This window comes from Paenibacillus residui, assembly GCF_042677205.1.
Lineage (GTDB): Bacteria > Bacillota > Bacilli > Paenibacillales > NBRC-103111 > Paenibacillus_L > Paenibacillus_L residui.
Genome location: NZ_JBHTIU010000068.1, coordinates 1 through 22,580 on the forward strand (window position 1 = coordinate 1; position 22,580 = coordinate 22,580).

Here is a 22,580-nt window from a genome sequence, read left to right on the forward strand (position 1 = left end):
TACATTCACCGTTAGTTCAGTCACATCATGCAATTATGCCGATTTTCGCTCTGCGAAAGTTGAGTTAATAGATTTGCCTTAGGGTAAAAATATACGGTACACATACTTATGAATTGCATCTTAATCTAGTAGAAAGACCGCCTTCTCAACAACCATGCCTATTAATCTTCTATTGTGCGGCCAACCATTACGGGCCTCACCGTTCCTACATAAATTAGTTAAGAACAACCAAGAAAGGAATGATAGATCATGCGGTTAAGGAGAAAGAGCGTAAAGCTTACATCAGGACCTTTTATCGTGCCATCATCTGTTGACGGTACCCGTAGGGGAGCGGTAAGGGTATTACAAATCGGGCTTAAAAATATTTCGAACCGTAGATCCACTGTCATTATATCCGTTCATGTTTGTAGAGAGAGCATTATTCCCGGCTACTCCTCCAGAAATTAGAATATTCCGGCGAAGAGTTACAATACCTGCAGGAAACTGTGCATTTCTAAGAGTACCCTCGGGACCCAATACCTTCCGTGGTAACAACATGCTCCGTGTGGTGATGGAAGGGGATACGAGTAAAAATGCGAACGGCGTTGTAATTGCCCTGTCGGGTACTACAGCGAATGGACGTACAGCAACCCCGATGATTTTCAAACATGAGGAATTTATTAAAGTTAAATAATCTATAGCAGGTGAACATTGAACAATCCTCGTCTGGCGTCAGATGAGGATTGTCTTTACTTATTAGAAACGTTACGTTTACTGGCTTTTTACACTCAATAGCTTGCCCTTGTATTAGAGTACGGTTCAGCTTAACAGGTCTATCGGCAAGGAATGTGAAAGGAGCCGCCTGCGGCGACTCCTTAGTTTATTGGCCCTATGTTTCACAGAAAAACAGCCCTTTGGGGTACCTTGATCTATCCTTACGAAGCGCTCCTAACCGTTAGAGAGCAATCAGTTAGTGGTATTACGGCTAAATCGATTCACTGCACTGAACAGAGCTTTGACAGATGAGGTCATAATGTCAACGTCAATGCCGCAACCCCAATATACGCTTCCGTCTGAAGCCGTGATGCCGATATAAGAGACTGCTTGTGATTTAGACCCTGCCTCCAGAGCGTGTTCTGTATAGATCAAATCGCTGTAATTCAATCCGAGTTCGGTTTGCAGCGCATGGCTGATCGCATCGAGTCTTCCGTTTCCGGTGCCTTCAATTTCCTTGACTTCCGTGCCGGTCCGTATCGTGACAACGGTGTGAAAATCATCATTATCTGTAAAGCGGTATTTGACAAACTCGACAGGCGTTTTTATATTCACATATTCCTTCACGAAAATATCGTATATTTCTTCGGGCATCAGCTCCTTCTGCTGCTGATCCGATACGTTTTTCACGAAGTATCCGAAGTTTTCGCGCATCTTCGCCGGTAGATCCAGTCCGTACTTCAGCTGCAGCACGTACCCGATTCCGCCTTTACCGGACTGGCTGTTAATGCGGATAATATCGCCTTCATACTCCCTGCCGATGTCCTTGGGATCAATCAGCAGATAAGGGACCGACCAATGCCGAGGCTCCTTCTCCTCACGCCATTTCATTCCTTTGGCAATGGCATCCTGATGTGAACCGGAGAAAGCGGTGAATACCAGCTCGCCTCCATAAGGATGTCTTTCGCCTACTTTCATTTTGGTCATTCGTTCATACACGGAGATGATCTCAGGAATGTTCTCAAAATTCAGCTTCGGATCGACCCCGTGGGAGTACATGTTTAGCGCCAGCGTCACAATATCGACGTTCCCCGTTCGTTCCCCGTTTCCGAACAATGTGCCTTCAACGCGCTGGGCGCCGGCCAGCATTGCCAGCTCCGCATCCGCTACGCCCGTTCCTCTGTCGTTATGCGGATGGACCGACAAAATCACGTGCTCCCGGTAATTCAGATGCTCGCTCATATACTCGATCTGGCTGGCGTAGACGTGAGGCATCGACATGGACACCGTTGCAGGAAGATTGATGATGACCGGGTTCTCCGCCGTCGGCTGCCATACGTCGAGTACGCTATTGCAGATCTCCAGTGCAAAATCGATCTCCGTACCGGTAAAGCTCTCCGGCGAATACTGGAACTGAAAGTTCCCTTCCGTCTCCTGAGCGCATTCCTTCAACAGCTTGGCGCCGCTCACGGCGATGTCGATAATCTCTTCCTTGGACTTGCGGAATACCTGCTCCCGCTGCGCCACGGAGGTCGAGTTGTACAAATGGACTACGGCTTTTTTCGCGCCTTTGAGCGATTCGAAGGTTTTGCGGATAATATGCTCTCTCGATTGGGTAAGCACTTGGATCGTTACATCGTCCGGGATCAAATCCTGCTCGATCAATGTGCGCAGAAAGGCGAACTCCGTTTCCGAAGCTGCGGGAAATCCAACCTCGATCTCCTTGAATCCGATATCTACAAGCAATTTGAAGTATTCCAGCTTTTCCTCTAAATTCATCGGAACGATTAATGCCTGATTTCCGTCACGAAGATCGACGCTGCACCAAATCGGCGCTTCTGTAATATATTCCTTCTGGGTCCATTTCAAGCTTGTTACCGGCGGCATAAAATATCCTCTGGCGTATTTTTCAACATTTTTCATGGATATCCTTCCTTTCATCGATTTCCTGTGCTTATCTGCAATAAGATCGGACGCGCAAAAAAAGCCTTCCATCTCCAATAACAGAGACGAAAGACTTTGACATCTTACGCGGTACCACTCCGAATTCATGCCGTAATCGGCATGCACTCTACGGATACAGGGTTACAACAAACACGGACAAACCTTGTATCCTCCTGATGATAACGGTCAGGCTCCGGCTCCGCCTACTTCACGGGTTCAGCGGGCAACTCCAAGGCGAGTTCCGGTTTTCTCCACGGCTGTTTCACACCGACCAACAGCTCTCTGTTCGCTTAGATAACCGTACTATTCCTTTTCAACGTTTTAAATATTAGAAACAATGTATACCACCCATTGTGGTGATGTCAAGTGCAATTTGCCCTTTTACATATAGTGGAAATAGGGACATCAGAATATATTGGGTTAGGGGCCAAAGAATTAACTTCAAAATCATTGTATTTCGCACAACTACAATAGTCCCTTTGTCAATTAAAGTGAATTTGATTGACAATCATAATACCATATGTTACTTTTAACATATGTTAACAACAACGGGGTGTAATTATGTCAATCCAAATGGCAATATTAGGCATTCTGAGTTGGAAGTCCTCAACAGGATATGAGCTAAAAAAGATTTTTGAGGATTCCTCCTTCATGTATTGGTCCGGAAATAATAATCAAATTTACAAGGCCCTTCTGAACTTGGAAAATGAAGATTTGGTTACCAGTGAAGTGGTCCATCAGGATAACTCTCCTTCTAAGAAAATATATACCATAACAGAAGAAGGACTTAAGGAACTAAAAAATTGGCTTGTGTCATCACCAGAAGCTCCTGAGATCAAAAAAACATTTTTGGTGCAGCTTGCATGGTCAGATATGTTAAATAATCAAGAATTAAGTGACGTACTCTCAAAATATGAAAATGAAATCAAACTGCAATTGGCTATGCAGAAGGAAAAATACAGACGTGCTCTTCATTCACCTAATAGAAGCACTAGGGAAAGCTTAATATGGGAGATGATTTCAGAAAACATTATTTCAACCTATAATAATGAACTTAATTGGGTCCGTGAAACCCGTAAGAAGTTGTTTGAAAATGAAGGTATGGAGGAAAATGACAAAATGAACTATCAAATCAGAGAAATAGAGAATAAAAAATATATTGAACTGATTTCTGCTGCTGAACCTTTAGGTACAGAGAATGATGCACTTGATCTAATAGCTTTATGCTGGGAACATGGGATAAATGCGCTTATGATACACTATACAGCCTTATCGGAAGACTTCTTCAAACTTAAAACCAAATCAGCCGGCAATATTATTCAGAAATTCATAAACTATGGGATAAAAGCTGCTGCTATTATTCCTCGGGAGACCATTCAAAAAGGCAGATTTAAAGAAATGGCCATGGAAACGAACAAAGGCAATCATTTTAGATTGTATGAAAGTATAGAAGAAGCTGAAAAATGGCTTCTGAAATAGAAAGATAGGCGAATTGGAGAAGCAGGATTATCAGCGGCACGCCGACCAAGCTACGAAAGTGGTGCCTATGCTCTATGGCTGAATGAAACAATAAATGCACTTGGATTAAGCACCTGTTCAATTGTAGCTATGTCATTAGGCGGCTGGATGGCATTGAGTTTCGCCACCACCTATCCGGATAAGGTTGATAAATTGGTTTTGCTTTGTCCCGGAGGGCTTGCACATGAAAAAACCAGTTTCCTATGGAAAGCAGTTTTTTTCTCACTACTTGGAAAATGGGGTCAGCTACAAACACTCAAATTAGTGGGTGGTAATATTTCTTCATCATCGATATCCGGATTGGGAGAAGATCTTGCATTCGCATCACTTACCTTCAAACATTTCAAACCACGAACGGCAAAAATGCCACTATTTAGTGATCAGTCACTTCATCAATTAACTATGCCGATTTTAATGCTTTTTGGCGATTCTGATCAATTAATACCTGCCGGCAAGAGTATTAATCGACTTAAACAATTTGCACAACAAGCTAAGATCGAGCTGCTGCCTGATACGGGCCACCTAATTGTCAACCAAGCAGATAGGATGCTAAAATTTTTGAACCTTCAGGGCAGTTGATAGGTTGATATGTTACAAGCAAACAATAAAATTAAGGATTTCCCGACATTAGCACCTCCGGCCTAACAGCCGAGAGAAAAACTCAATGTCTGGAAACCCTTTGTTTATGGGCATTTTCAGCCGTGCTATTTACTTACCCTTGATTGAGAATAGCCCATTCTTGAAATCGCTTTGTTCAACCATATCCATTAATGATTTTCCATTTTCTGAAGCACCTTCTTAAAAAGCACCCTGTTTCCACCACGACCATCATAATTAATAAATACAGGAACACCTTCATATTCTTGTTCCTGAGGTTCGATGATAAATCCCATTCGTGTATGAAATGCGATAGAATCCTTCTTTCCTGGAGCTGTTACACATCGAACCACACTTCTTCCCAGCATTCCTACACGTTTGAAAAACTCCTCATAAAGTGCTCGTCCAACACCTTTTCCTCGTATTGCCGGGTCAACCATTACGATTCTAATATAAGACTCATTTGGCTCCGATTGCGATAAGAATCCTATAAGAAATCCTGCCATCTTCCCGTTTTCTTCAGCTAAGAGGCAAGTATCCCGAAAATGATGGATATACCACTTTGAAATCATATCACTTGAATAATTGCTTCCCCACCAATCTGATGGTACCTCAAAAATTGCATTACAGTCATCTGGTTCAATATGTCTTATATTCAAAAAATCGTCTCTCAATCGGCGCAGCCTCCCGATTCTCATTCTTCTCCCGTTGCAATCAGATTCTCAGGGTATCTCCCGCCTACAACTTTACTCCAACACATCAAATAACTCACGAAGATAATCCCTGCGTCCATGCAAAATACGGTGGATAATAACCCAATTATCGATAAGCCGATAGAAAATCAAATGAGGGTCAACTACGATAAAACGGTATCCGCGTTGGATCAGTGAAAAGTCATCGTCCGAGAGAACAGAACCCATATTCGGAAAATCAGCCAGTTTGGAAACGGCCGTATTTATTCGGTCCAGCATGTTTTCTGCGGCTACAACATTATCTTGCGTGATGTATGAAAAAATTTCATCCATATCATCCACGGCCGCGGGGGCATATTTGATTTTACTCTTTGACGGCATCAATTTTCCTCCGCATTCTTGCTACCACTTGTTCATGATCAAGCAGCGGGGTTCCTTCCGCGATCTGCTTTTCTGCAACCAAAAGCTTGGACTGCAGTTTAATGCGAGCCTCCATTCGCCGGTAAGCCTCGTGACTCATCACTACCAGATCCGCTTCACCGTTGCGCGTTAGAATCACTGGTTCATCAAGTTCATGGCAATATTTCGAAAATCCGTTGTAATCCTGTCTAATTGTCGTTGACGGTTTAATATGCACGCTGTTCAACCCTTTCCGATGACATTATTCTGACTATATTATATCATTATAATAAATGTAAATGCCACCAATCTTTTTCCAGTGTGATTTTTCTGAGCGTAATCATGCAGAGCTCCTCCCTTCATTATCACGGAGATGTTCAATTTGCATCCGTTGACCTCCCTCACTGTGCCACGCCAAAAACAAAAAATGGCGTCCGATTGGACGCCAGAGGATATTAGTGAGTTTCCGTATAGTTTTTGAAATTGTCCATAATCGCTTGCCAGCCTGCTTGTTGATATTCAACGGGGTGAGTGCCTTCCGCGTCGAACGTTTCGACGACCTTCGTTTCGTTTCCTTGAGCAATGAAGGTGATATTAACCTTTCTCCCGTCCCCCATTGTGTATGAAATTTCCTCATGCAATTTCACAACATCGTAAATTCCGCCAAAATCAAAACCCATGCTGCCATCTTTCGCTTCCATCCTTGTAACAAACTTGCCGCCGACCCGCAAATCATTCTCCGCTCTTGGCGAGTGCCAATCATCCGATGCTTGATTCCATTTCGTGATGTGTTCCGGCTCCGTCCAATACTTCCATACTTTTTCCACCGGCGCTTGAATGACTGCCTGTACGGTTACTCTTGTTGGATTGTTCGTTCCCATTTTATAAGGACACCTCTTTCATAATAATCATAATTTTGTCTCTCATATGGTTAGACGAAATGAATTTACGAAATTCATCGGTGGATTTGTTCGGGAAGCCCGAATCGAGTAAATAATTTTGTGTTAATGAAATTTTGGATGTGCAAAATTTTACCGTCTTTTATTCCAACGACGTGAATGCCCCAAGGCACTAAGATGGATTTATTGTCACTTGGCATATATTGCGCAAATGCGGGATAACCGCCATTCACCGTAACCGGCAAAAATCGGGAACCTTCGCAATGCCAACGAGTTAGCGTAAAAAACTTGAACAAATTGTCCTTGCCGCGGACCCACATCTCAAAAGGCGGCATGGATAGGCATCCCTCTTCATGAAACAACGCCACTAATGCAGAGATATCAAATTGCTCAAATGCATCCACATAACGTGAGAGCAGCTCATGATCCGGTACAGCATCCATCATGCAGAGCTCTTCGGAGCGAAGCTCGGCCCGGCCCATCGTCTCTCTCGCTCTTTGCAAGGCGCTGTTCACGGCTGCGTGCGTCATACCTAGCGTCTCCGCAATCTGCTTGGAGGACCACTCGAACACATCCTTCAAAATAAGCACTGCACGTTGACGGGGAGGTAACGTTTGTAAAAGGGCAATAAAGCAAAGTTGAAGCGTATCCTTCCGCACGACAATATGTCCCGGGTCATCTGCAAAATCCGGAGCAGGCCAAATCCATGACGATTCGGGCAACGTCTCGCGAGGTTCGATGATGGAAACAGCCGGGTCAAATATGTCAACAGGAAGGGCGCGGCGTTTAGCTTGCCTCAGCTTGTCTATACATACGTTTGACGCGATGCGGTAGATCCACGTTCTGCGCGAAGATTGTTGCCTGAATGAGTTCCAGCTCTGCCAAACGCGAATGTAGGTTTCCTGAACGGCATCGTCCGCGTCTACGATAGATCCCAGCATCCTATAGCAGAACGAGGTTAACTCCGGTTTTAACTTCTCAAATATTTCAAGATCAAGTGCGGCTTCGTTCATCTTAGCCCCCTTCATGAGCGATTGCCTGATGACGGTCTAACATCATACTACATTCGACAAAAACCGGCGATTTCCTTTGAAAATCCCCGGCGAATATGCGTGAAACATTTTAACATTAATACACGCCTCTTTCTTCGACCGCCCGAATATAGTGCCCGTCCGGATCATAAAAGGTGAAATAACCGAAATCATTAGTAAATACGGGTTCTTTATCTAAATGGGCTCCCGCTTGTTTAATCCGTTCATGCAGCGCAAGCAAATCATTCGTTAATAACTCAACCATCGTCACGTGCCCCGTGCTGCTTGTGACAAAGAATGAACGAGGAAATACAAACTTCAATTGTGTAACATCTTCCGGTTTGGTTTCCATCAAAAAAATACCCGGACCGTTCCCATTTTTCAACGCAAGATGTGCCTCTCCAAACTGATAATCAGCCGAAATCAATTCAAAGCCTAACACATTACAATAAAAATCTACCGACCTTTTCAAATCCGTGACTGGAAATCTCATGCAGCAGTAACCGATCACATCCGCATCATTCGTTTTTTTGCTCTGCATATTTTACATCCTCCTTTTTTAAATAGCTGTTTTTCGTTCCGTCTTCCTGCCCTTGCGGATTCAGTGCGGCCTCCCGGCCACGGTTACGAAGCGACTTTGTTTTTATTTCTGTAGCTATTAGATAATTTCATAGCGATGAGCTGCGGAATTAAATTCAAAAAACTAACCAAAATTAACAATTGATTTGGAGATAGTGGCTTAAAATAGCCGCCCCATCGTTCGTTCCCTGACATCTCTCCTAAGAAATAATATGAAATGATTAGTGACAGTATATTACCAATAACAAGAAAGATCGGATTACTAAAAAGTGTGCCAACGAAAGCGAGAAGCGAAGTCGCTACAATCATAACTAAATAGCCGAGCATAGAATGGTTGGCAAAATCTTGGTACATTGAAAAATAAACAAAAGGAAAACAGTATAAAAAGACTATTAGAATACCAATTACTATCTTTCTCATATTTCCGCCCCTTTGTATACTTATATAAGGTAATTATCAAGATATTCTGTAGCCGATTCATTCCCAAAATGGGGTACCTGTAAATAGCCCTTCTGGATGAGCTCGGGCAATCCCAAACCAACATATCCTGAGAAGGTGTTGCCGCCCTAGCAATCCTTAAGCGGAATGGAAAATTCAACGTAAAAAGGATGAAGTTCTTCATTCAAGCAAAACTCGATTCTTTGCTTGAAATTTCCCCATGTTACCATCTCTAATGCTGTTTCGATTGGAAAAAATCCTACTTCTAAAGACTCTGGGGTAGTTGTTAATTCTCCTCCGACGGGTCTGCCTAAAAATAAAGTGTTACAAATACTAGCGCTTACATTTTGGAAAATACCGCAAAACTTGGTCACTTCTATATCTATACCGCTCTCTTCCTTTGTTTCCCTTATCGCTGCATCTTGCAAAGATTCGCCTTCTTCAACCTGCCCTCCCGGCATTTCCCATCCTCGTCTAGGTCCTTTTATCAATAATATTTCGTTTCGCTCATTAACTACAATCGTTGCCGCTGAAACTATATGTTTTGGAGCCACTTCATCGTCCTCCCCATTTAAATTTAATAAAACCAGATTACTACATTTTGCCATTACTGTATACTGCCGGTCAGCTTAAAAAGGTTCGAGCAATTTGAGTACATCTATCCTATTCGTGATTAAGGGCCAAGACCTTCGAGGGGCAGTTTTCTTTTTCAGGAGGTTATGTAGAATGAGATTAACAATACGAAGCAGGATATGGTCACTTTGCTTGCGCGGAGGTACTGCAATACGGTACCCCTTGATCAGGGGCAGGACTTGCTTCTGCTTGTTCGTCGGCTCCATAATGGCTAGGAGAAGATAAAAAATACGGGTTCGTTTAGGAAGGGACAGAGCGAGCATGATTTCAAGAGAACAATTAGAAATGAATCAAGTATGGCTCTATGCTCTGGCATTAATTGTTTTCAAGGGGGTTTATGAATGAGGAGAATCCAACTTGCCAATGGGACGACGGTAGAAGTTGAATGCCTAAGCTGCGCCCTAACTGCCGGTTTAATTGAACCAACTGGAGGCGTAATTTACGAAGATGAATTCTTCCATGCTCACCAGGATGTCGCTTATCCTATCCCCGGATTGGTAATCCTTGCTTCCAAAAGACACTTTTATTGTATGGATGAACTAACCGAGGATGAATCGAACAGGTATATGAAATTAGTTAGAAAAATACGTGATGCCCAAAGGAAAGAACTGGGGATCGAGTATGTTTACTATTTTTACAATGAGGATACTACTCATCATTTTCATCTTTGGATGGTTCCGAGATATGAGTGGATGAAACCATTTGGAAACTCCGTTGAATCATTAAGACCAGCACTTCTACATTCAAGAAATGCGATGAATGATGAAACAAACATTAAACACGTAATTGAGTGTATAGAAAAACTAAGGAGGGCTTTAAATTGACATCAGACCGTCTATTTAGTTCAAGTTTGCATCTACACAGCTAAACACTGCGTCCCCGCCTCATGTGGAAAGTAAAATACAGTGCATCCTGTTGGTCCTTCATCATATTCTGCTATGCCAATTTTCAGAGAAGGAAAGTGAAATTCCATTTTTTTCGTACTTTTTGGGTAGTGCTGGTGTTAATTTAATCGTGTCGTTGGATACTTTTTTATTCATGACAATCCTCTCCTATACCGAATGTATGTTCCTCCTATTATAGTTGATTATTTAACAAATTGGAAATCCCTTCTTCTTCTACTAGGTTCAAAATCTAACTTTGTCTTCCCCGAGAAGATTTCCCTTACGAATAAATTAAGGAAGATCCATCCATTCTAAATCATGAATCTTATCTCAGAGGAGTGCACACTTATGGATTTAGCTTGGATTTGGAAGTCCGCAATCCTAGTCATCGCGGGAATGGTACTTTTACGTATAGCAGGAAGAAAATCGATCTCCCAAATGAGCGTAGCTACGACCGTTATCATGATTTCTATTGGTACGACCATTGTTCAACCGCTTGCCAATAATCAACTATGGACAGCAATCGGCTCGGCAGCGGTTTTCATTATTACACTAATAATCATTGAATTTTTACAGCTGAAATTTGATTGGTTCGAAAAACTCATGAGTGGGAGATCCAAGGTAATCATTGAGAACGGACAAATCGTGCAGAAGAACCTTCGGAGCATTCGTATGACTGTCGATCAGCTTGAAATACGTTTAAGACAAAATGGCATTGCTAATATTAGTGATGTCAAAACCGCTACAATTGAACCTAATGGTCAAGTTGGTTACGAATTAATGAGGCACGCCAAACCAGTAACTGTCGGAGAATTAGAACGAATACTTGGCTTGAAGCCCGAGGCAACTATGGAACAAAGCATCCTTTTCCAGGAAGTAAGCACAAACCACCATCCGACCCCAATTGACCCTAACCTGCAATAAGCTCTTTACGCTTCATTGCCATACCCGTTTCATCCAGAAACATTAGCGGAGCGAGCAGTATTTATCCTATTTGCTTTTCCTCAATTCGATACCATAACTCACAATATTCATAACCGTCTTTGTCGGTACAATACATCTCGAAATTACCGCCATCCAGAACATTAAAATTTGATGTGGGCAGCCATTCCGAAAATATTCGATTCTTTAAGGATCGCAGATCATAGTTGCCGCTCCCATTCCCATCATTTAACGTTGAAAATACCGCCCAAGTCGATGCCGGAACATCAACAACTGTATATCCATTGACCTTGCTATTCTCCGATTTGTAACACCCGATAAGATAAGGGAAAGTGGTATTGCTTGTGAACTTGTAGGAATCGTATGCAAAAACGGCTCCAAGTTCCTTGCTGAAATTTCCTTCGTGCCACCAATCCCCGGTTACCGATTTGCGTAATCTGTCAAACTCGCCATTCTTGCCTATGTTTTGCCAAACCTCCGGGATAGATATTCCTTGTTGGTTCGCAATATCATCGTAATTGTATATATCCTCCAACCCATAAACTTGAAAAGCATCCCGTTTCTCAATCCGATAATTCATCCCGACAACTCCTTTTAAAATAATTTGAAAGGAGATGCGAGGATAGGCTTTCAACTGACTTCCGGCATTGCGTGCTGTTGTAGGAGTCAATCCATGCAGATTTTGAAATGCTCGAGAAAATGATTCTGGCGTTTCATATCCATATTTCAAGGCTATATCCGTCACTTTGTTCTTTCTGTCTTTTAAATCAAAGGCTGCAAGAGTAAGCCTTCTGCGCCTAATATATTCTGATAGAGGTATATCAAGCACAAATGAAAACATGCGTTGAAATTGATAAACAGAGCATAAAGCAATTCTAGCAATCTGTTCATAATCGATATTATTTCCCAAGTTGTCTTCAATATAGTCAATAGCATGGTTCATACGTTCAAGCCAATCCACGGCGGTCCCTCCTTTCCAAAGGAGCATATCATGCGGTAGATCAAATCGCCTGATTTTTCATGCAGCAAAATATCAGATGATTGAAAAGTTTTACTATATGCCCACTTCTGTTAATGGAAGTACTTTACAGACGGTCGAATGATACTACCATTAATAAGAATTACTTTGAATGGGTCATGCTTAGTACATTGTTTGCAAATCAACTTTGCGTACCTCTGATCACTTCATAGGTCATGCCTCCCTTATTTATTCTTGCATCTTAAGCTCTTCGTCTGCGTATCTAGCCATCATTTCAGACAGCATTTTCCTAATCGTTGCAAGCAACTCCTTCGGCTGCCGCACCGTAGCTTCCTTGCCGAGCCCGATAAAATAAGAAGCGTAATACGGGATATCACTTTTCGCCACATTTCCTTCGAGCCACCCAGTGCCGTCATTGCGAACTTGGAGCAGGGGAACCGGGCAAGGATTCGCCTCACATGCTTCCACACCTTCTTTGGACAGCTCGGCATACAGGTATACGCTATCGCCATCAAGGCGAATTAGCTCCTCCCTACTCCCCAGATGAATCTGCTGCAAGTCAAGCGGTGGGGTATCTGAGGGAACAGCAGAGTCCATCCGATCGCAGCGGAACAGACGAAAAGACTTGCGAAGAAAGCAATAGGCCAAGCAGTACCATAATCCCCCTTGGGTGTAAATGCCTATCGGTTGAATCTCCCGCTTTCTCCGCTGCTGTTTGGATGTATAATCCACAAGCAAGACAACTTGTCGGATGGCCGCATCCAGCAATACGGACAAATGCGGTGACTGTGCTTGTCGAACCGGCGTAATGAAGTCAACCCTGTCTCTCATCTGGTCGATCCGGACACGCACATCTTCCGGCATATAATTATAGAACTTGTTCAACACGGCTGATGTTTCTGTTTCAAACGGTAGGCATGAATAATGACGCAATGCCTGGACAGCGAAAAATACCGCCGCTGCCTCCCGCTCCGTAAAGGCGATCGGAGGCAAGAGCCGTTCCTGCAAAATCCGGTATCCGCCATGGGGGCCTACTTCAGAGTACAGAGGTACTCCTAGCTCGCTCAACTCCTGTAAATCCCTAAGAATCGTCCTTGTAGAAACACCGAACTCGTTGGCAAGCTCCTTTACCGTAAATCGGCGTTTGCGATTGACCTCAACAATCAATTCCATCAATCTTTTGGCCTTAGACACATGCTAATCCTCCCTGCTTCTAAAAAAACCGCTATAACCATGACGTAATTTGTCACTATTATCCAATACAATCAAAGACGAGTCCAATACAAAATCAATTTTAAGGAGTTGAAGTAAGATGAATGTAAAATTCACCCCATTTATCATGCTCGATGGACATGCAAACGAAGCAATCCGATTTTACGAGCAGGCTCTAGGCGCGCAAGTCGTGTTCAAACAAACGTTCGGAGAGATTCCGGAGGAAGGTAACACTTCGCCGATGGCCGAGGAGTTGAAGAAAAGAATAGCCCATTCCGTACTGGTTGTCGGTCGCTCCGAACTGTTTGTCAGCGACTCGGAACCCAACCAGCAATTGGAGCGTGGAGATCAGGTCAACATCTGTCTTACTGTAAAGGACGTTTCCGATGCGGAGCGCATTTACGATGCGTTGCGCTCGGAAGGAAAGGTGCTCTCGCCCCTGCAACCATTATATTTCAGCCCCGCCTACGGCATGGTAACGGATCAGTTTGGGGTTACTTTTCAAATTTTTACAGATATTAACTAATATTCAAACAGCTCTATGGACTCGTTGTAAGCTCTCACCGACTTGAGGCTCTTTGAGATCCAACTGCCTCAAGTTGGCGCGGGGGCTCTGGGCTCTTTTTTGCGGAATCCATTACTTACTTTCGAACAACAATTATGCATCGTAACGGCAAATTTAAAGGCCATCTGATGTAGGATGGCCATAAATTCAGAGCCCTTGCTTTCCCAGGGCTCCAATCATTTCAGATTCAACTAGTATGCTGCTGCGATAGGTAACGGGTTGCTAAGCTCCTTCAACCATATCTCGTTTGCGATATCCAATATAGCCAGTAACCATCATGGCGATACTAATCACTGTCATCGTAATAAAGGTTGCTGCATCAAATGGATCTACCGGTATCCGAGGAATCCAACTTTGAACGGCTGTTTTCGAAAACCATTCCGGTAAGTCCAAAATTCCGCCAAAATAGTTTAAGACAAAAGAATAGCCAAGGTAAACATAAACCGTTTTACCTAATTTAGGTGCCCAGCCTAAAGCCAAGGCGGCAAGTCCGGTAAAGAACAATACGGAAGGCAGGAAGTTATAGCCGGCGGCAAAAAAGTCCCCCATATGGATGGGCGAGCCGTCACCCATGGCAGAAATGGCCGTCCCGCCAAGTCCGCTTGTAGCGAGCAAAATGCCAACGATTCCGGCAACGATGGCCAAAATGACACTCGTCCAATAGAGCTGCGCCCGTGTCACCTTTGTAGCATAAAGCTGGCTTAAATGCAGCCGCGTTTCTTCCGAGAATAGTTTGTTAACGATCGCAATCGGCAAAATGGATACCAATCCGATCATAACCATCATAATGGTACCGGTGAAGGCTTCTTCGATGGAAACGCCGGATATCGTAAACATTTGACTCATGATTTCATTGCTTTCAAGGAAAGATTGCATATCTCCATAAATCGAACCGTAGGCTGCTCCCATGATGACGAAAGCAACCATCCAGCTGATCATTACGCCTTTGTTCAGCTTGGTAAACAGACCAGGTACGGATAGCAAGGATTTCTTCGCCGACTCCGGGCCTTCTCTTTCAGGCAAATAGCCGGCACCCATATCCCGACCACCTTCAAGGGCAAAAGCAATGGTCACGACAATGACGCTGAAGACTATAGCCAAAATCAGCGGGACCCAATTGTTTTCCGTAAATGGATAAGTCAGATAAGTCCAACCCATCGGATTGATCATGGAGAAATCAACATTCGACACATCCGTACCGGCGCGAAAAATATAAAGTAATCCAACGATCCCCAGTGATGAACCCGTTGCACCGGATGATGTTGGCATAATCTGCGCCATGACTAATGCGATCACGGCTCCCAAGATTCCGGCCATCCCGATGGATGCGCCAAACAAAAACGATCCTTCGACCGAAATCGTATCTACGCCATAGCTAGTCATAATGCCGCCAATAACGAGCGCTAATAAAATATTGATCATGACGACTTCGGCAATCACTGCAAGCGAATTGGCTTGACGGCCTACTTGAAAGGATCGGACGAGTTCAGTAAGCCCAAGATCTTCTTCTTTGCGAGTATGGCTTACGACATGCAAAGCAGCGATTATCATCGCAAACAAACCGCAGAATAACAACATTTCGTGCGCATACATCGCACCCAACGTATAATCCCCTGCGGTCGCAATCGGTGTAGGACCAACCATGGAAATCATGGCAGGGTTCTGTAAGGTTTCATACATTCCCTGCAAACCTTGCCCCTTGCCGATTTCTTCAAAAGCCGGAACAAAAGCGGCCGAAAACAAGCCCAAACCCAAAACCCAGATGATGATTTTTTTCCAATCACGCTTCAGATATTGGACGAATAGTACACGCGAACGTGCAAATTTTTCTTGCATCCTAATCACCTCCGTTTCCGCTCTTAGACTTCATAATGACGCATGAATAAGTCTTCCAACGTTGGCGGCACGGACTCAAACTTCTTGACGCCCAATTTTGCCGCTTCGGACAAAATATCATTGATAAATTCGTTATCCGCGGAGAATGTCGCTTGATTGCCGGATTGCTTGAAATCATGGACACCATTAACGGATGCCATCTTGGCCACATCGCCTTGCGTTACCATAGTTACTGTAGAACGGGTTAGGTGACGCAACTCATCCAATGTCCCGGTTTCAACCACTCTGCCTTGGCGAATGATAACCACTTTATCGGCCAGTCGTTCCACTTCACTCAAAATATGAGAGGACAGCAAGATGGCTTTTCCCGCAAGCTTGATTTTTTCGACCTCATCCTGGAAGACAGCTTCCATCAACGGATCAAGGCCGGAGGTCGGTTCGTCAAAAATATACAAATCGGAGTCAACGGATAAAGCCGCGATCAAGCCGACTTTTTGCCGATTTCCTTTGGAATAGCCTTTGGCTTTTTTCTTAGGATCCAATTCAAACCGTTTAATCAAATAGTCGCGTTTATTTTTGTCTCCGCCACCATGCAATTTCATAAATAAATCAATGATTTCGCCGCCTGTTAAGCTGCCCCAAAAAGCCACGTCTCCAGGAACATAAGAAATTCGCTTATGAATCTCAAGGCTGTCCTTCCATACATCCTTGCCGAAGATTTTCGCATCCCCGGCATCCCGATGGATGATTCCGAGCAGCGTGCGAATCGTTGTGGATTTCCCCGCGCCGTTCGGCCCGATAAATCCGACAACTTCCCCGGTATTTACCGTAAATGACACGTCTTGCAACGCTTTGAATTTCCCGAAGCTTTTCTGCAAGCCTTGCACTTTTATAATGTTTGTCATAGCACTAAAACTCCTTCTTAACCAGTTTTAGTAACGTGCTTTCCAGTTTAAAGCAAAGCTTAATCCTGATAAATAGTGAACTAATAATTGATAATTAGTTCATATATTTGGATTATTTGCTTTGTTTTAAACCAAAGTTCATTTACAATTTCAGTTATACACCCGATTATCTGCATAGTCAATGCAAAAAAATATAAGTTTAGAACTCCTACGTGTTTGATAATTCATAATTTCGCTATATAATAAATAGGAAGGGAAAATATGAACTAAATCCTCATTAAAAATTTTTAGTCATAATAGTTAGAAAGCAGGAATAAGGAATGAATGGTTTTGAAAAGAGGACACAGGAGAAGAAAAATCAAGTTCTAGAAGCAACGTTTAACTTGATGAATACCGATGCCGGCATCGAAAATGTAACGGTAGATGAGATTGCTAGACATTCCAATGTCGGTAAAACGACGATTTTTAAGTATTTTGGGAGTAAAGAAAACTTGTTCCATGAGGTGTTTAAGTATTTTTTGACTCAAATGGGGGAAAGCGCCCGAGAAATCATGGCCGAAAATAAACCTTTCGAAGAAACGTTTATTGCCATGAGCCAGAACAAAATTAATTATCTGGAAAAAATCAACAAACAGTTTTATTTGGATTTAATGGATTATTTTACGAAGAAGGACGATGACGGATTATCATTGATGATGCAGCAATACGTCAAGGAAAGCTACAGTCTTATGTTGGATTTGTTTCACCGCGGGCGTAAAGAAGGCAAGGTTGATCTGAAATATTCGGACGAGTTTCTTCTGATTTATTTCCAGGCCCTGCTTGAAGGGATCTCCAGCCCGCATATCTACCCGAGAATTCTTCCTTATACCGCTCACTGGACGGAATTGCTGATTAAAGGTGTTGCACCAAGTAAGTAAATAAACGCACGTCCAACAGACAAACCGCCAATCTAACGATGTCACTGTGGATTGGCGGCCAGTTATTTCGCGTCTTTTAATGCTTCCAGCCTTTTTGCTCGCTCAAACGCTTTATGTAAAAAATCTTTAGGTGATAAATTCTCATAATCCCAATTCATGGGCTCTATTGCGGTCGCGCCTGAATAACCCGTTTCCGCAATTTTTTTCATGGTTGCAGACCAATCGATCGTGCCGTCAAAGGGTAACCCGTGCTCAGCACGACTTCCGTTATTATCATGTAAATGTAGTGCCATCAGCCGGGAACCGTACATGGATAATACATCAACTCCTGGATAGTGGCGGTAGTGATGTCCGCAGTCATAACAGAATCCGATACGCTGGGAATCCACTTGCTCCAGCACATATGCCAAATTGGCAAGATTCCGTAAATTCTCCAGTGCAACATTGACACCAAGCTGTTCAGCTTTTTCAGTGATTCTCTTGATTCTATCCAGTCCCAATGTGTTACATGGATTGTCTTCTTTGGGCAGGTGCACCACCATGGTTGGAATCTCAAATTCGGCGCAATCTGCAACACATTGCAAATAACAATCGGTTAAGGCTTCGCCTTCCAGGTTGTCCAGCCAGAGGCTGTTTTGGTTTTTGATAGGCGTGTGGATATTTTCTATAAAAAGCCCCGCTTCTCGCGCAATCTGCGGCCCGCTGCGGTAATCGTTCCGATTAAAGTCTTCACTCCACCATAATAAAACGCCATCAAATCCGGCCTCTTTTATTAACTGATAACGTTCTTTGATCGGCAATTCATAGCCAAACCAATCATAGATGGTAATCATAAGCCTCTTCCTTTCTTACATTTTCCGTCATAGCTTTTATATAATTCACAGAGTTCATCCCAACAAAATTTCTATAAAATATATAATCTAGCAGCTTATTGTTTACTTTAATACATCAGGAAAACTCTGTAAGATCATTTATTTACGACCTTTCATGAATTCTCTCCCCCATTGATGGATGCCTGACATACATTTTTAGAACATTGGAGTTTCGTATTGCAGACGGGTTCGTTGTCGCCATTTCTATCATTTAAGAATCCTGCGGCTGCTAGAAGCAATGCCCCTGTACAGACAGATACTTTGTACTGTACATCACGAGCGCTTTGCATGAAACAAATTCGATATCATATATCTCAACTCTCTATTAGACATACCACTAGGAATAATATCAGATCATATCCGGGCAAATCAGGGCAAACATGGCTTTCTTATATTGATGATTTGGTAAAAAGCGGCACCAACCTAGTCATCTATCCGTATAGAAAAGGGAAGTATTCGCAAGGGAGAGAGGCTGCTCGCATGAAGCGGAATGGAATAATGATTGCGGTGACAGGCATTCTATTTTTGGGAGCCCTCACGCTTCTTGGCGGATGGGGGAAGTACATATTAATTCTGTTGACGTTATTTCTTATGCTTTATTCGGCTCTGTTGATCCATGAGCTGGGGCATTTTGTTGTCGGTCGATGGCTCGGATATTCGTTTCGCTTTTTGATTATCGGTCCGGTGCATCTCACTAAGGAAAAGGGCAAGCTGACCATAGCTTTGAATACGAATTCAAGCAACTGGGGACAGTGCGCTATGCAGGTGAAGTTTAGTGATTATGAAACGGATCGCCATAGGCTCGTCTGGTATTTGGCAGGCGGAAGCCTGGTTAATCTGGTGATCGTGCTGATTGGTGGCGTTTTGTATGCAACCGCTGGCGGTATGCTGTGGCTATTGCTTGTGTTGTTTCATTTTGCTTTTGGCCTTGTGGCGATTGTTCCCTTGAAGGCGGAGGGCGGAGCTTATAGCGATGGGCTTGGCATTCGATTGCTGCGGCGAAATGGCCGTTCCGGCAGACTGTTTTATGCTTTGTTTAAGCTCTCATACGAGTATGCGTTTGCGTCGGATAAGGAGGAGCTTGATGGCCTTCCGCAGGGGAATGTCATCGAGCTGGAGGAGGAGTTGCAGAATGAAGCATGGCTTCAGTGCAATGATCGTTATGAACTCGACATGATCATGAATTTGCTCTATTTCGTCGCTGCATGGCAGACGATGAATGAAAGGTTTCACAGAACCGTTCAACTGCTGCGGCCATGGATCGAGCAAGACCGTTTAACAGGTGCAATGAAAGAGGAGCTTCTTCTATCCTACTCGTTTGCCAAGCTGGCGACAGGTGGAGATATCGGGACCGTGCCGGAGAAAATTACAGTTCGCCATCCTGCCATGCTGAACATTCTCACGACCAAAATCAAAGCGCTTCGTTATTGCCGCAAGGGTAATGTAGAGCAAGCGATCGCTGTATTGCAGCACGCCAAGAACGATATCCTCGCAAACAAACCATATCTGCTTGGAAAAGCAGCGGATGCCGCGGTGTTGGACAAATATATTCAAGTTGTTCGCAATTATGCGGCAAGCCGGTAGCAACAATTATTTGCCCGGCTTGTCGGCTTGCAGCAGGTCGGGGGGCGCATTCATAAATGCTGTCATAACCGAAGCGTCCAATCCGCAAGCTCTGCAACGTGGAGTTTACCGAAGCACTCGCTCGTATTCGTCCCGATCAAAATTTGGACCATCCGAATACCGGCCTCATCATTTTGCGAATCCAATAAGCGATGATCGTCCCTGCAGTCCATGAACTGCGATTCTGCAAGTATTCCATGTATTGATCGTTGATAATATAAGTCCAAGTGGAAGTTGGGATCTTCAGCCCGAACTTTTCCCACTGCGCCGGATCATTCGAACCTCCGAGCTTTGCGAGCATATTCGTCGACTCACGATTGATTTTAGCCGGAATTTGCTCGTAGGCTTGAATGATTTGCGCATGAAATTCGTCGATCGGATTGCGGTTAACAAGGCTTGTCAAATGGATGCTTTCGCGAATGTAAGATACGTCTTCTAGATGGTCAGCCCAGAACTTGTCGATATAATAAAGCCGTACCCGCTGCTCCGAAGGGCTCATCGGCGTCTCGCCTGTCAAAATTTCGAGCCGCTGCGCGTATAGAATTCGCCGCTGTTCCTCCACCATATCCGAATAACGGTTCAGTTCCTGGCGGATATGGAAGTTTTGGCCCATCATAACGCGCTGAATATACTCAATTTTACTGTAGAGCACCGACTCTTCGAGAGCCTCATCCTGTCTGAGATCGCGATAAGCGGGCGGAATCACTTTATCGATGCCGAACCTTTGCATCAACTCGTCCTCCAAGCTTACGAAAAATACGGAAGCTCCCGGGTCTCCTTGGCGGCCAGAACGCCCGCGCAGTTGGTTGTCGATCCGCACGCTTTCGTGCACATGCGTACCAATCACGTACAACCCGCCCAGCTTGGCGACAACTTCCGCCTGCGTGGGGTTGCCGCCGCCGAGCCGAATGTCGACGCCGCGTCCGGCCATATTCGTAGATACCGTCACGGCGCCGATTTCTCCCGCTTTGGCGATGATCTCGGCTTCTTTTGCATCGTTTTTCGCATTCAGAACATGGCACGGTACGCCCGCTGCCGCTAGCGCCTCCGCCAGCATGTCAGACTCCCCGACGCTTGACGTACCAATGAGAATCGGGCGTCCCGTCGCATGAACGGACGATACTTCTTGTACAAGCGCCTTAAGCTTGGCTTCTTTATGGGTATAAATCCGGTGCGGATGGTCAATTCGTATGTTTGGCCGGTTCGGCGGAATTTGCACGACCTGCAGCGCATAAATATCTTCGAATTCCATTGCGGAAGCTTGCGCGGTAGCTGTCATTCCGCAAATCTTCGGATATAGGCTAAGGAAGTGTTGAAGGGTGATCGTACCGAGAATTTTCCCGCCGGCTACAGACTGCAGTCCTTCTTTGGCCGCAAGTGCGGCTTGCAGCCCGTCCGGCAAATGCCTGTTCTCCGCCACTCGGCCGGTATACTCGTCGATCAGCTCGATTTTACCGTCTCGGACGATGTAATCGACGTCTTTTTTCAATAACGATTCCGCATGCAGCGCGCAATTTAACGACGATAACAAATGACTATTATGGCTTTCGTACAAATTGCCGCATCCCAGCAGCGATTCCGCTTTCGCAGTGCCCGCTTCATTCAAATAAACATTGCGCTTGAACTCGTCGAACTCGTAGTGCTCACCTTGCTCGAGCTGCCTGGCCACTTCTGCGAAACGAATGCCGTCGCTCTTGGAAGAGCCCGGCTCGCCGGCGATGACTAGCGGCACCCGCGCTTCGTCAAGAAGCAGTGAATCTGCTTCATCGACGATGACGTAGTGGAAAGGACGATGCACGGTATCGGCTTCGTCCAGCGCAATCGTGTCGCGCAAATAATCGAATCCCGCCTCTTTGGCCGTAACATAGGTTATATCTGCGGCATACGCTTCCCGTTTCTCGGACAAGCTCATGCCCGCTTGAACCGATTTTACCGTTAATCCGAGGAAACGATAGATCGGGCCCATCCACTCCACATCTCGATGTGCCAAATAATCGTTGAAAGTCAGAACATGAACGCCTTCGCCGGTTAGCGCATTCAGATAAGCAGGCATAACAGCAGAGAGCGTTTTTCCTTCGCCGGTATGCTGCTCGATCACAAATCCCTCGTGCAGAGCGATGGCCGCCATGATCTGAACATCGTAGGGATGTAACCCGAGTGTTCTCTTGGCTGCCTCACAAACTAGCGCATAGGCATCGACAAGCAGCTCGTCCAAAAGCGTACCCGATTTTGCTTCCTTTTTCAGCCGGAGAGATTCCGCTTGGAACTGCTTTTCGTCCCAAGTTTCCAAATTCCGTTTCCTGATAAGCTCCGCTTTGTCCCGATAGCCTTGCAGCTTATGCCGGGTTTCGCGGTCTTTGAATTTCCGCATCAACTTGACGGCTAAATTCATCGGAAAATGATCCCTCCTCCGTAGAAATAC

The 22,580-nt window shown here is 44.5% G+C and carries 22 protein-coding genes and 1 other annotated feature; of the genes, 7 read left to right on the forward strand and 15 right to left on the reverse strand.

Annotated elements, in window-relative coordinates:
* Positions 1-945 precede the first annotated feature (945 nt).
* Complete coding sequence (leuA, locus tag ACFQ03_RS17530) at positions 946-2,616, reverse strand: 2-isopropylmalate synthase (protein WP_144937522.1); 1,671 nt, start codon at positions 2,614-2,616, stop codon at positions 946-948.
* Between the two features lie 79 nt (positions 2,617-2,695).
* Positions 2,696-2,963, reverse strand: a binding site (T-box leader).
* A gap of 235 nt (positions 2,964-3,198) precedes the next feature.
* Between leuA and ACFQ03_RS17535 the strand changes: the two genes are divergently transcribed.
* Together ACFQ03_RS17535 and ACFQ03_RS17540 are read left to right on the forward strand one after the other, a co-directional pair.
* Positions 3,199-4,116 (forward strand): DUF4180 domain-containing protein, encoded by a 918-nt coding sequence (locus tag ACFQ03_RS17535; RefSeq protein WP_379289763.1) that lies wholly within the window; start codon positions 3,199-3,201, stop codon positions 4,114-4,116.
* A gap of 12 nt (positions 4,117-4,128) precedes the next feature.
* Positions 4,129-4,734 carry an alpha/beta fold hydrolase gene (locus ACFQ03_RS17540; protein WP_379289804.1) on the forward strand — a complete coding sequence of 202 codons (606 nt, stop codon included), beginning with the start codon at positions 4,129-4,131 and terminating at the stop codon, positions 4,732-4,734.
* Between the two features lie 188 nt (positions 4,735-4,922).
* Here ACFQ03_RS17540 and ACFQ03_RS17545 read toward each other — a convergent pair whose 3' ends face one another.
* From ACFQ03_RS17545 to ACFQ03_RS17580, 8 genes are all read right to left on the reverse strand, one after another.
* A complete protein-coding gene (locus ACFQ03_RS17545; RefSeq protein WP_379289765.1) occupies positions 4,923-5,426 on the reverse strand; it encodes a GNAT family N-acetyltransferase in 504 nt (167 codons plus the stop codon).
* Between the two features lie 72 nt (positions 5,427-5,498).
* Positions 5,499-5,825, reverse strand: a complete 327-nt coding sequence (locus ACFQ03_RS17550; protein WP_379289767.1) for a type II toxin-antitoxin system RelE/ParE family toxin — start codon at positions 5,823-5,825, stop codon at positions 5,499-5,501.
* Entirely contained in the window at positions 5,809-6,081 is a 273-nt protein-coding gene (locus tag ACFQ03_RS17555; protein ID WP_379289769.1) for a type II toxin-antitoxin system Phd/YefM family antitoxin, read from the reverse strand. Before ACFQ03_RS17555 ends, ACFQ03_RS17550 begins: the two co-directional genes overlap by 17 nt.
* A gap of 217 nt (positions 6,082-6,298) precedes the next feature.
* On the reverse strand, positions 6,299-6,724 hold the full coding sequence (locus ACFQ03_RS17560) for an SRPBCC family protein (RefSeq protein WP_379289772.1): 426 nt from the start codon (positions 6,722-6,724) through the stop codon (positions 6,299-6,301).
* Positions 6,725-6,798: 74 nt separating this feature from the next.
* Positions 6,799-7,755 carry a sigma-70 family RNA polymerase sigma factor gene (locus ACFQ03_RS17565; protein ID WP_379289773.1) on the reverse strand — a complete coding sequence of 319 codons (957 nt, stop codon included), beginning with the start codon at positions 7,753-7,755 and terminating at the stop codon, positions 6,799-6,801.
* 115 nt (positions 7,756-7,870) lie between these two features.
* A complete protein-coding gene (locus ACFQ03_RS17570; RefSeq protein WP_379289774.1) occupies positions 7,871-8,314 on the reverse strand; it encodes a VOC family protein in 444 nt (147 codons plus the stop codon).
* A gap of 83 nt (positions 8,315-8,397) precedes the next feature.
* A complete protein-coding gene (locus ACFQ03_RS17575; RefSeq protein ID WP_379289775.1) occupies positions 8,398-8,772 on the reverse strand; it encodes a hypothetical protein in 375 nt (124 codons plus the stop codon).
* A gap of 146 nt (positions 8,773-8,918) precedes the next feature.
* Positions 8,919-9,344 carry an NUDIX hydrolase gene (locus ACFQ03_RS17580; RefSeq protein WP_379289776.1) on the reverse strand — a complete coding sequence of 142 codons (426 nt, stop codon included), beginning with the start codon at positions 9,342-9,344 and terminating at the stop codon, positions 8,919-8,921.
* Positions 9,345-9,764: 420 nt separating this feature from the next.
* Between ACFQ03_RS17580 and ACFQ03_RS17585 the strand changes: the two genes are divergently transcribed.
* Together ACFQ03_RS17585 and ACFQ03_RS17590 are read left to right on the forward strand one after the other, a co-directional pair.
* On the forward strand, positions 9,765-10,247 hold the full coding sequence (locus ACFQ03_RS17585; RefSeq protein WP_150960452.1) for an HIT family protein: 483 nt from the start codon (positions 9,765-9,767) through the stop codon (positions 10,245-10,247).
* A 408-nt stretch (positions 10,248-10,655) separates the two neighbouring features.
* Positions 10,656-11,231 carry a DUF421 domain-containing protein gene (locus tag ACFQ03_RS17590; protein WP_379289777.1) on the forward strand — a complete coding sequence of 192 codons (576 nt, stop codon included), beginning with the start codon at positions 10,656-10,658 and terminating at the stop codon, positions 11,229-11,231.
* 61 nt (positions 11,232-11,292) lie between these two features.
* On the opposite strand, the gene ACFQ03_RS17595 is transcribed toward ACFQ03_RS17590, so the two are convergent.
* Together ACFQ03_RS17595 and ACFQ03_RS17600 are read right to left on the reverse strand one after the other, a co-directional pair.
* Positions 11,293-12,210 (reverse strand): AraC family transcriptional regulator, encoded by a 918-nt coding sequence (locus ACFQ03_RS17595; RefSeq protein WP_379289778.1) that lies wholly within the window; start codon positions 12,208-12,210, stop codon positions 11,293-11,295.
* 246 nt (positions 12,211-12,456) lie between these two features.
* On the reverse strand, positions 12,457-13,422 hold the full coding sequence (locus ACFQ03_RS17600) for a helix-turn-helix transcriptional regulator (protein ID WP_379289779.1): 966 nt from the start codon (positions 13,420-13,422) through the stop codon (positions 12,457-12,459).
* A gap of 118 nt (positions 13,423-13,540) precedes the next feature.
* On the opposite strand from ACFQ03_RS17600, the gene ACFQ03_RS17605 reads away from it, so the two are divergent.
* Positions 13,541-13,966 carry a VOC family protein gene (locus ACFQ03_RS17605; RefSeq protein WP_379289780.1) on the forward strand — a complete coding sequence of 142 codons (426 nt, stop codon included), beginning with the start codon at positions 13,541-13,543 and terminating at the stop codon, positions 13,964-13,966.
* 261 nt (positions 13,967-14,227) lie between these two features.
* Here ACFQ03_RS17605 and ACFQ03_RS17610 read toward each other — a convergent pair whose 3' ends face one another.
* Together ACFQ03_RS17610 and ACFQ03_RS17615 are read right to left on the reverse strand one after the other, a co-directional pair.
* Positions 14,228-15,841 (reverse strand): ABC transporter permease, encoded by a 1,614-nt coding sequence (locus ACFQ03_RS17610; RefSeq protein WP_379289781.1) that lies wholly within the window; start codon positions 15,839-15,841, stop codon positions 14,228-14,230.
* A gap of 23 nt (positions 15,842-15,864) precedes the next feature.
* Positions 15,865-16,746 (reverse strand): ABC transporter ATP-binding protein, encoded by an 882-nt coding sequence (locus tag ACFQ03_RS17615; RefSeq protein ID WP_379289782.1) that lies wholly within the window; start codon positions 16,744-16,746, stop codon positions 15,865-15,867.
* A 320-nt stretch (positions 16,747-17,066) separates the two neighbouring features.
* On the opposite strand from ACFQ03_RS17615, the gene ACFQ03_RS17620 reads away from it, so the two are divergent.
* Positions 17,067-17,663, forward strand: coding sequence for a TetR/AcrR family transcriptional regulator (locus ACFQ03_RS17620; protein WP_150960447.1), 597 nt, complete (start codon positions 17,067-17,069; stop codon positions 17,661-17,663).
* 62 nt (positions 17,664-17,725) lie between these two features.
* Here ACFQ03_RS17620 and ACFQ03_RS17625 read toward each other — a convergent pair whose 3' ends face one another.
* A complete protein-coding gene (locus ACFQ03_RS17625) occupies positions 17,726-18,496 on the reverse strand; it encodes a sugar phosphate isomerase/epimerase family protein (protein ID WP_379289783.1) in 771 nt (256 codons plus the stop codon).
* Positions 18,497-19,015: 519 nt separating this feature from the next.
* Between ACFQ03_RS17625 and ACFQ03_RS17630 the strand changes: the two genes are divergently transcribed.
* The gene (locus tag ACFQ03_RS17630; RefSeq protein ID WP_379289784.1) at positions 19,016-20,119 is read left to right on the forward strand and encodes a site-2 protease family protein; all 1,104 of its coding nucleotides are present in this window, start codon (positions 19,016-19,018) and stop codon (positions 20,117-20,119) included.
* A gap of 136 nt (positions 20,120-20,255) precedes the next feature.
* On the opposite strand, the gene ACFQ03_RS17635 is transcribed toward ACFQ03_RS17630, so the two are convergent.
* The gene (locus ACFQ03_RS17635; RefSeq protein ID WP_379289786.1) at positions 20,256-22,550 is read right to left on the reverse strand and encodes a preprotein translocase subunit SecA; all 2,295 of its coding nucleotides are present in this window, start codon (positions 22,548-22,550) and stop codon (positions 20,256-20,258) included.
* Positions 22,551-22,580 lie beyond the last annotated feature (30 nt).